7 protein-coding genes are annotated in these 9,872 nt (G+C 68.5%); 2 read left to right on the top strand and 5 right to left on the bottom strand.

Translation table 11 applies throughout. The features are described 5' to 3' along the window. On the top strand, nt 1–1,948 hold a 1,948-nt coding region (locus AX744_RS07870), incomplete at its 5' end, for an alpha-L-rhamnosidase (RefSeq protein ID WP_061016180.1). 98 nt (nt 1,949–2,046) lie between these two features. On the opposite strand, the gene AX744_RS07865 is transcribed toward AX744_RS07870, so the two are convergent. Then, complete coding sequence (locus AX744_RS07865) at nt 2,047–4,332, bottom strand: glycoside hydrolase family 3 C-terminal domain-containing protein (RefSeq protein WP_061016177.1); 2,286 nt, start codon at nt 4,330–4,332, stop codon at nt 2,047–2,049. Nucleotides 4,333–4,426: 94 nt separating this feature from the next. On the opposite strand from AX744_RS07865, the gene AX744_RS07860 reads away from it, so the two are divergent. Further along, nucleotides 4,427–5,005, top strand: a complete 579-nt coding sequence (locus tag AX744_RS07860) for a TetR/AcrR family transcriptional regulator (protein WP_061016176.1) — start codon at nt 4,427–4,429, stop codon at nt 5,003–5,005. Nucleotides 5,006–5,095: 90 nt separating this feature from the next. On the opposite strand, the gene AX744_RS07855 is transcribed toward AX744_RS07860, so the two are convergent. From AX744_RS07855 to AX744_RS07840, 4 genes are all read right to left on the bottom strand, one after another. Beyond that, nucleotides 5,096–6,043 carry a carbohydrate ABC transporter permease gene (locus tag AX744_RS07855; RefSeq protein ID WP_046746726.1) on the bottom strand — a complete coding sequence of 316 codons (948 nt, stop codon included), beginning with the start codon at nt 6,041–6,043 and terminating at the stop codon, nt 5,096–5,098. Then, the gene (locus AX744_RS07850) at nt 6,040–7,005 is read right to left on the bottom strand and encodes a carbohydrate ABC transporter permease (RefSeq protein ID WP_171010978.1); all 966 of its coding nucleotides are present in this window, start codon (nt 7,003–7,005) and stop codon (nt 6,040–6,042) included. The genes AX744_RS07855 and AX744_RS07850 overlap by 4 nt, the downstream gene beginning before the upstream one ends. Nucleotides 7,006–7,011: 6 nt before the next feature. Then, the gene (locus AX744_RS07845) at nt 7,012–8,382 is read right to left on the bottom strand and encodes an ABC transporter substrate-binding protein (protein WP_061016174.1); all 1,371 of its coding nucleotides are present in this window, start codon (nt 8,380–8,382) and stop codon (nt 7,012–7,014) included. 52 nt (nt 8,383–8,434) lie between these two features. Continuing rightward, nucleotides 8,435–9,872, bottom strand: a 1,438-nt coding sequence (locus AX744_RS07840; protein ID WP_061016172.1) for an alpha-amylase family glycosyl hydrolase, incomplete at its 5' end; no start/stop codon positions are given.

Genomic DNA, 9,872 nt, shown 5'->3' with positions numbered 1-9,872 from the left:
TCATCGCAACGTCTTCGGCAGCGACCTGTCCTTCCTCGGCCAGTTGGAGCTCGTCTACGTGGACGGACGGCGCGAGACGATCGCGACCGACGAATCCTGGAGGGCATCACTCTCCCCCATCCTCCGTTCCGGCATCTACGACGGCGAGGACTACGACGCACGGCACGAGCACACCGGGTGGACGACCGCGCCGTTCGACGACACCGGATGGTTCCCTGTCGCCGTGCGCGAACGCGACCCGCGAACCCTGGTCGCCCCGACCGGCCCGCCCGTGCGCGTGACGGAGGAGGTCGCCCCGATCGCCGTGCTCACCTCACCGAGCGGCGCACGCATCCTCGATTTCGGGCAGAACCTCGTCGGCAGGGTCCGCATCCGCGTCGCGGGTTCCCGCGGTGCCACCGTGACGCTGCGCACCGCGGAGGTTCTACAGGAGGGCGAGATCTACACGCGTCCGCTGCGCAGCGCCCGTTCGAGCGACGCCTACACGCTGGCCGGACATCAGGGCGGCGAAGAATGGGAGCCGCGGTTCACCTTCCACGGCTTCCGCTACGTAGAGGTCTCGGGGTGGCCGGGCGACCTCGACGCGGATGCCGCGGCCGGCGCACTCGTCGCCCGTGTGCTCCACACCGACCTCGAGCGCACCGGATGGTTCACGTGCTCCGATCCGCTGGTCGAGCAGCTGCACCGCAACGTGGTCTGGGGCATGCGGGGGAACTTCGTCGACATCCCCACCGACTGTCCGCAGCGCGACGAACGCGTGGGCTGGACGGGCGACGTGCAGGTGTTCGGCCCGACCGCGTCGACACTCTTCGACGTCTCGGGGATGCTGTCCGGGTGGCTCAGAGACGTCGAGGCCGATCAGCTGCCCGACGGCACTGTGCCCTGGTTCGTGCCGGTGATCCCGTCGCACAAGGTCTGGTCCCCGGCCAGGGCTGGTGCCGCCTGGGGAGACGTCGCCACGCTGCTGCCCTGGACCCTGTACGAGCGCTTCGGCGACACCGGCGTGCTGGCGACGCAGTTCGAGAGCGCACGCCGCTGGGTCGACAAGGTCGATTCGCTGGCCGGACCCGACCGACTGTGGGACGAGGGGTTCCAGCTCGGCGACTGGCTCGATCCCGCCGCTCCCCCGCAGGATCCCGGAGCCGGCCGCACGGATCGGTACCTCGTGGCCACGGCCTACTTCGCCCGATCGGCCAGGGCGCTCGCGGAAATGGCCGGGGTGCTCGGGCTCCCCGCAGAGGCTGCGCGCTATGCGACTCTCGCCACCGAGGTCGCCGCCGCCTTCCGCGCGGCCTACGTGCGAGCCGACGGCACGATGACCTCGGACGCTCAGACCGCGTACGCCCTCGCCATCGTGTTCGCGTTGCTCGACGACGACACGCAGCGCGCAGCGGCAGGGGCGCGTCTCGCCGAGCTGGTGCGAGAGGCAGGCAATCGCATCGCGACGGGCTTCGTCGGCACACCGCTGGTCTGCGACGCGCTGACCATGACCGGCCATGCGGACACCGCGTACGACCTGCTGCTCGAGCAGGGCTGCCCGTCGTGGCTGTATCAGGTCGTGCAGGGAGCGACCACGGTCTGGGAGCGCTGGGATGCGATGCTCCCCGACGGCACGGTGAACCCCGGCACCATGACATCGTTCAACCACTACGCGCTGGGCGCCGTCGCCGATTGGCTGCACCGCAGCGTCGCAGGGCTCGCCGCCGCGGAACCGGGCTACCGCCGCATCCGTTTCGCCCCGCGCCCTGGCGGTGGGCTCACACATGCCTCATCGACGCAGCGCACTCCCTACGGAGTCGCGTCGATCTCGTGGCGCGTCGACGGCGACCGACTGCACGTCGGCGTCGTGGTCCCGGTCGGCGCGACCGCGGAACTCGACCTGCCAGGAACATCCGTCGAGGAACTCGGGCACGGCTCCCACACGCGGACGGTGCGCATGCGGTCGTGACGGCCTGGCCGAATGCAGACTCCGGTCGCACTCTCCGTCGTTCCCGCTCGGCGGGAGCGATGGAAAGTGCGACCGGAATGTCGCTTGGCACCGACGGGTCAGCGGGCGGCTGAGTCCCCCGCGTTCGCTGCGGCGATGAGCTGCTCGATCTGCTCGAAGTCGACGGGAAGGCCCGGGAAACCGGCCAGGCGACCGATCGGGAACGACGCCATCATCTTCTGCATCGCCTCGTCGTTCGGCATCATCGACGCCGCTGCCGCATCGCCGCCGGACCCGCCCAGAAGACCACCGAGAGCCTGCTGCACGATCGGGCCCGCGACGGGGTGCGACATCAGGTCGCCGACCGAGGAGTTCATGGTCAGCTCCTGGCGCACCGTGTCTCCGGCGATGTCGACGGTCGCGGTGGAGCGGATGTCGCGGCTGGAGGCGGCGACGTCGACGATGTACTCGCCGCCCTCCACCACCCAGCGGTCGACGCGGACATCCCAGTAGGCGAGGTCCTCGCGCCGCACGACCAGCTCGACCGTGCGGGTCTCCCCTGCGGCGAGCGCGACGGAGGAGAAGGCCTTGAGCTCGCGGGGTGCGCGCTGCACGATCGATGTCGCCGGAGCCACGTACACCTGCACCACCTCGCGGCCGTCGCGGTCTCCGGAGTTCGTGACGTCGACGCGCACGACGATGTCGCCGTCCGCTCCGACCTCGGCCGTCGCAGGTGCGTACTCGAACGTCGTGTAGGAGAGACCGTGGCCGAAGGGGAAGGTCACGTCGAGACCCTTCGCGTCGTACCAGCGGTAGCCCACCAGCAGGCCCTCGCCGTAGCGGACATGTCCGAACTCTCCGGGGAAGTTGCCGAACGAGGGGTTGTCCTCGAGCCGCACCGGCACGGTCTCGGTGAGCTTGCCCGAGGGGTTCACCGCCCCGTAGAGCACATCAGCCACAGCGCTGCCGCCCGCCTGACCGAGCAGCCAGCTCTCGACGATCGCGGGTACACGGTCGGCGAAGGGGAGCGCGACCACGCCGCCGTTCGACAGCACCACCACGACACGAGGGTTCACCGCGAGCACGGCATCGAGCACCGCAAGCTGCTCGGCGGGCAGATCGATGTGGTCGCGGTCGAAGCCCTCCGACTCCTCCGCGGCCGGGAGCCCGAGGAAGAGCACGGCCACGTCAGCCGCCGTCGCGATGTCGACGGCTTCCGCCCGCAGGTCGTCTGCAGAGCGTCCGGACGCGGCGATGGCACCGCCTTCGACCGCGAAGCCCGCGGCGTAGGTGACGTGGTCGCCGCCGACGGCGCGCAGTCCGTCGAGGGCCTCGTCGATGCGCGTGGGGTTGATCAGCGAAGAGCCCGCTCCCTGGAACCGCGGCTCGGTCGCGAACGCGCCGATCACGGCGACCTTCTGGTCGTCGGCGAGCGGCAGCAGCGCACCGTCGTTCTTCAGCAGCACGATGGACCGACCAGCGGCCTCCCTGGCCAGCGCGTGGTGCGCGTCGACGTCGAGCGGGCCGGACACGGCAGGACGCCGGGCGGCCTTGCGCACGAGGTCGATCGCGCGACCGGCTGCGGTGTCGAGCACGCTCTCGGCGAGTTCGCCGGCGCGCACGGCTGCGACGAGCTGCGCATCCGTCCTCCCACCGGAGGAGGGCATCTCCAGGTCGAGTCCTGCGGCGACGCCGGCGACGCGGTCGTTCACGGCTCCCCAGTCCGAGACGACGAGGCCGTCGAAGCCCCAGTCGTCGCGGAGCACGCTGGTGAGCAGCCAGGGGTCCTCGGAGGTCCAGACGCCGTTGAGCTTGTTGTACGAGCACATGACCGTCCACGGCGCAGCGTCCTTCACGACGCGCTCGAATCCGCGCAGGTAGATCTCCCGCAGCGGACGCGGATCCACGTCGGAGCTCGCGCGCATGCGGTCGAACTCCTGGTTGTTCGCAGCGAAGTGCTTGAGCGAGGTGCCGACGCCCTTCGACTGGATGCCGCGGACGGACGCGGCTCCGAGCACGCCCGACACGATCGGGTCTTCCGAGAAGTACTCGAAGTTGCGGCCGCACAGCGGTGAGCGCTTGATGTTGATGCCGGGTCCGAGCACGACCGCGACGTCCTCGATCGCGGCCTCGATGCCGATCGCGGCGCCCACCCGCTCGATGATCTCGGGATCCCACGATGAGCCGATGCCGACGGCGGGCGGGAAGCACGTGGCGGGGACGCTGCTCGCGAGGCCGAGGTGATCGGTGCTGCCCGACTGCTTGCGCAGACCGTGCGGTCCGTCGGTCATCATCACCGACGGGATGCCCACGCGGTCGATCGCCTTCGTCGTCCAGAAGTCCGCACCGCTGGTGAGCGAAGCCTTCTCCTCGAGGGTCAGGTCGGAAGCCGAGTTCTCGGTCATTGTGTTCCTTTCGCGGGCGACGGCGATGTCCTTGCGAAAACCTTATGCCTTTCAGTATTAGATTTCAAACATCATTCAGGATTAGGGTCGAGTCATGACACGACGAGGTTCGTACGCGAAGGGTGTCGCGAGGCGCGAGGAGATCCTCGAGAGCGCCCTCGACGTGATCGGACGCAAGGGGTATCAGAACGCCTCGCTCAAGGAGATCGCCGAGGTCGTCGGTGTCACACCCGCCGCCCTCCTGCACTACTTCGGATCGAAGGAGGAGCTCTTCACCGAGGTGCTCCGCACCCGCGATGCGCATGACGGTCTCGACCCGACAGGACTCGGGGCCGACGATGCCCGCACCGCCTTCCTCGACGTGATCCGCCACAACACCGAGGTTCCCGGCATCGTCGCGTTGTTCTCGCGGCTCTCGGTGGATGCCGCCGACCCGGAGCATCCGGCCCACCAGTACTTCCTTGACCGCAGCGAGCGGCTGAGGGAGTCGATCGCCGACGGTTTCGGAGCCGACGGTCGCCGCTCCCCCCTGGATCCGGACGCCCTCGCCCGCGTGATCCAGGCCGCATCCGACGGACTTCAGCTGCAGTGGATGATCGACCCGACCGTCGACATGCCCGGCATCATGGGCGCCCTCATCGACGCGCTGCTTCCTCCGACTCCACCCACCTGAGTCGTCGAGACCCATTACCATCGCCGAGACCCATCGCAGGATGCGTCGCCGGCGATGGGTCTCGACGCGGAACGTGGGTCTCGACGCGTCTCACCCCTTCACGGCACCGCCGAGACCTGCCGAGCGCAGGAACACCGACTGGAAGACGAGGAACATCGCGATCGGGATCAGGGTCGCGATCGCGAGCGCGGCCAGGAACACGTCCAGTTCGGTCTGCGACTGCACGGCGGGGAGCCGCACCGACAGCGGCTGCACCGCGGGATCGGGCAGCACCAGCATGGGCCAGAGATAGTCCTTCCACGCGGCGATGATCGCGAAGACCGAGACCACCCCGAGGATCGGCTTCGACATCGGCAGCACGATCGACCAGAACAGCCGGAAGGGCCCGGCGCCATCCGTGCGCGCGGCCTCGAACACCTCGCGCGGAAGACTGTCGAAGAACCGCTTCACCAGCAGGATGTTGAAGGCGTTCGCGCCCATCGGCAGCCACACCGCGAGGTAGTTGTTGAGCAGGCTCACATCGCCCAGCAGCGGTGGACGCACGATCGTCAGGTACAGCGGCACCAGCAGCACGATCCCGGGGATGAACAGCGTCGCCAGCACCAGCGCGTTGAGGATGGGCGCGTAGGTCGGGCGCAGCACCGAGAGCGCATAGCCCGCCGTCGTCGCGATGAACAGCTGCACGAACCAGGCCCCGAGCGCGATGATCACCGTGTTGAGGAAGTACTGGTCGATGTGGATGTCGTTCCACGCGGTCGAGAGGTTCTCCCAGTCCATGCCGTTCGGCCACAGCGCGAACGGCTGCTGCAGGGTGTCCTGCGTCGGCGTGATCGCCGACTTCGCGAGCCACAGGATGGGACCGAGTCCGGCGACGACCAGCCCGACGGCGAGGAACACGTGCGTGAGCGTCATCCCGATGCGGATGCCGGGGCGCCGACGTTCGGAGTCGGAGATGACGGTGCGATCGCCCGCACTGTCAGCGGCCTTCTCCGCGGCCCTCTCTGCGGCGCGGGTCGAGAGGCGGGTGGTGAGGCTCACGTCGTGCTCCAACGGTCGGTCAGCTTGAAGTACAGCCAGGAGAGGAGGGCGAGGATGATCGCCAGCAGCACCGAGACAGCCGTGGCCTCGCCGTAGTCGCCGCCCAGGCTGTTCCGGAAGGCCTTGTCGTAGATGTACAGCAGCACGGTCTTGGTCGCTCCCGCGGGGCCACCGCCGGTGAACAGGAACGGCTCGAGGAAGACCTGAGCGGTCGCGATCACCTGCAGGATCAGCATGATGAAGAGGATGCCGCGCAGTTGCGGCAGCGTGACGTGCCAGACCTTCTTCCAGACGCCGGCACCGTCGACCTCGGCCGCGTCGTAGAGCTCCGGTGGCACACCCAGGAGCGCCGCGAGGTAGATGATGATCGATCCGCCGGCTCCGGCCCAGGTGGCCTCCAGCACGAGCGAGGGCATGGCCTGGACGGCGTCCTGGATCCACGGCTGCGGCGGGATGCCCACGAACCCGAGCACGGTGTTGAACACACCGGACGGATCGGCACTGTAGAAGAACTTCCACAGCAGCACGGCCACGACCGGCGGGATGACGACCGGGAGATAGGCGAGCGCGGAATAGATGCCCTTGCCGCGGCGCACCTCGCTCATGAGTACGGCCATCAGCAGGGGCAGCGGGAACCCGAAGAGCAGAGCGAGCACGGCGAACCACAGCGTGTTGACCACAGCGCGGCCGAGTTCGGGGTCACCGATCACCGCGAGGTAGTTGTCGAACCCGACCCACTCGGAGACGATCAGGTTGGTCTTCTGCAGGCTCATGACCACCGACTGCACGATCGGCGACCATGAGAAGAACACGAACACGAACAGCATCGGGAGCACGAACAGGAGGTTCGCGAGCCCGCCGCCGCGGAACCAGGTGAGGGGTGAGCGGCGGCGGGAGCGGCGCACAGCGGGCGGCGGAGAATCCTCCACCGCCGCCCGCTGCTCGGGGAGCGTCATCGTCATGAAGGGTTACTCGTCGAGCTTCGCCTGCGCATCGCTCTGCGCCTGGGCGAGGAGAGCGTCGATGTCGGCGTTCTGGTCGGTCAGGACCTTCTGCACCACGGTGTCGAGCAGGGCGTAGACCTCCTGCGTCTTGACCTTCGGCTCCCCCACCGGCGTCTGATCCCAGATGCGGTCGCTGAACGGAGCCATCTGGTCGACCGGCACGTTGATGTAGTCGGCGATCCACTCCTGCGACTCGTCGTACAGCTCCCGGCTGAGCACCGGCAGCAGCGGAGTGCCGACGGCCTGGCCCGACTCGTTCAGGGTCTTCGCGTCGAGCACCGCGGCGTCCTTGTCCATGAGCTTCTGCATGTAGTACCAGTCGATCCAGGTCACTGCGGCTTCCTTGGTCGCGTCGTCGACCGTGGGGCTGATCACCGCGATGTCACCGCCGCCGAGCGTGCCGGGGTCGTCGCCTTCCATGGGCACGACGGTCATGCCGTAGATGTCCGAGTCCATGCCGAAGTCGCGCACGAGAGCGGTGTAGATGTCGGAGCCGGAGGTGTACATGCCGATGTTGCCCGCAGCGAACTCCTGGTTGATGGTCCCCCAGTCGAGGTCGACCTTCGAGCCGAAGGCGTTGTCCTCCCACTTCACGTCGTGCAGGAACTGGAGGGAGGCCTTGGTCGCGTCGTTGTCGATCGTCGACTCAGCGGTGCCATCCCCGTTGTCAGTCTGCGTGCGACCACCACGGGCCACGGTCTGCGACGTGAGCTGCCATCCACCGGTGTTGTTGATGGCCATCTGCGCGTAGCCGGCCTTGCCGGTGGCGTCCGTGATCTTCTTGGCGGCCTCGCGGATCTCGTCCCACGTCTCCGGAGGGCTGTCGGGGTCGAGCCCCGCCTGCTCGAACAGGTCGCGGTTGTAGTGCAGTGCTGCGGCGTACGCCTGCCGCGGGAAGCCGTAGATCTTGCCGTCGGCGCCGGTGACCGCGTCGAGGATGATGGGGTTGAACTTGTCCGTGTAGCCGAGCTCTTCGATCGCGTCGGTCACATCCATCAGCTGCCCGTTCTCGAGCAGGGTCTTGGAGTCGGTGAACGGCACGGTGAAGACGTCGGGCAGGCTTCCCCCGGCGAGCTGCACGGCGAACGTGGGGCCTTCCCATTCGTACTCGACACCGATGATGTCGATATCGGGGTGTTCCTTCTCGAACTGCTTCTCCTGCGCGGCGAACGCATCGTACGCGGCCGCATCCGCCCCGGGCGGGAACGTCGCGACGCGCAGCTCGAGGCGTCCGTCGGCGCCGTCCCCGTCGCCGGCGGACGTGCATCCGGCAAGGGCGCCGACCGTCGCGAGCACGGCGATGCCGGCGACCATGGCCTTCGTTGGTGACTTCATTGTCTGTCCTTCCATGTGGTGCTGAACGGGTGGTGCAGGATCACGACGGCGCTCACTGCGAGCGCGTGGGGGTGGCGCGCAGAGCGAGCCAGGCTGTGGAGTCGGGTGGGAGCACGCCGTCGAGCGGCGCACTGGAGAGGAGGACCTCATGGTGTGCAGGCAGCGGCACGGCGACCGCCCCGAGGTTGGTGACGCTGAGCGTGCCGTCACCACGGCGGAAGGAAAGGACGTCGGCGCCCAGTTCGAGCCACTCCAGGTGGTCGCCGGCGAAGTCGTCGATGCGCCGTCGCAGAGCGATCGCCGTGCGATACAGGTTGAGCGTCGAAGAGGGGTCCGCATCCTGCGCCTCGACGGTGAGCGCCGCCCAGTCCTCGGGTTGCGGCAGCCAGGGAGCGCCGCCGAAGCCGTAGGGGCTCGTCGCCCCCGTCCAGGGCAGCGGCACTCGGCAGCCGTCGCGTCCCGGGTCGACCCCACCGGAGCGGAAGTGCATGGGGTCTTCGATCGCGTCGAGCGGCAGCTCGACCTCAGGAAGGCCGAGTTCGTCCCCCTGGTAGATGTAGAGACTGCCCGGCAGCGCGGCGACGAGCAGCGCGGCGGCGCGGGCCCTTCGCGCACCGCGAGCCGCGTCGGTCGGGGTGCCGAAGCGCTTGCGCTCGAAGGCGAAAGAGGAATCCGCCTGCCCGTACCGCGTGACCGGACGCGTGACGTCGTGGTTCGAGAGCACCCACGTGGCCGGGGCACCGACCGGCGCATGCTCCGCGAGGGTGCGGGTGATGGAATCGCGCATGGCACGCGCACTCCACGGCTGCGTCATGAAGCCGAAGTTGAAGGCGGTGTGCATCTCCCCCGGCCGCAGGTACCGGGCGAATCGCTCTGCATCCTCGAGCCACACCTCGCCCACGAGCACCCGCTCCCCGTCGTACTCGTCGGCGACCGCACGCCACTCGCGATAGATGTCGTGCAGCTCGTCGCGGTCGATGTGCGGATGGTCCACCGTGGGCGCCGAACCTGCGGGGAGGTCGGGAAGCGCGGGGTCCTTGACGGGAAGAGCCGCCGAGTCGATCCGGACACCCGCGACCCCGCGGTCGAACCAGAACCGCAGGACGTCTTCGTGCTCACGTCGCACATCGGGGTGGTTCCAGTTCAGGTCCGGCTGCTCGGGGGTGAACAGATGCAGGTACCACTCGCCGTCGGTGCCGTCGGGGTTCCGCGTGCGCGACCAGGTCTCTCCCTGGAAGCTCGACACCCAGTTCGTCGGGATGACGTCGCCGTGCTCCCCGCGGCCGTGGTGGAACCAGAACCGTTCCCGCTCCGGACTGCCTGGACCCGCCGCCAGCGCCCGCTGGAACCACTCGTGCTGATCCGAGATGTGATTGGGCACGATGTCGACGATCGTGCGGATGCCCAGAGCGAGCGCCTCCGCGATCAGCTGCTCCGCTTCCTCCAGAGAGCCGAAACGGGGATCGATGCGGCGGTAGTCCTGCACGTCG

Origin of the sequence: Microbacterium sp. CCH5-D1, from assembly GCF_001557335.1 — a bacterium.
Lineage (GTDB): Bacteria > Actinomycetota > Actinomycetes > Actinomycetales > Microbacteriaceae > Microbacterium > Microbacterium oxydans.
The sequence above is the reverse complement of the archived record's forward strand: the minus strand, read 5'-3'. Positions and strand labels throughout refer to the sequence as shown.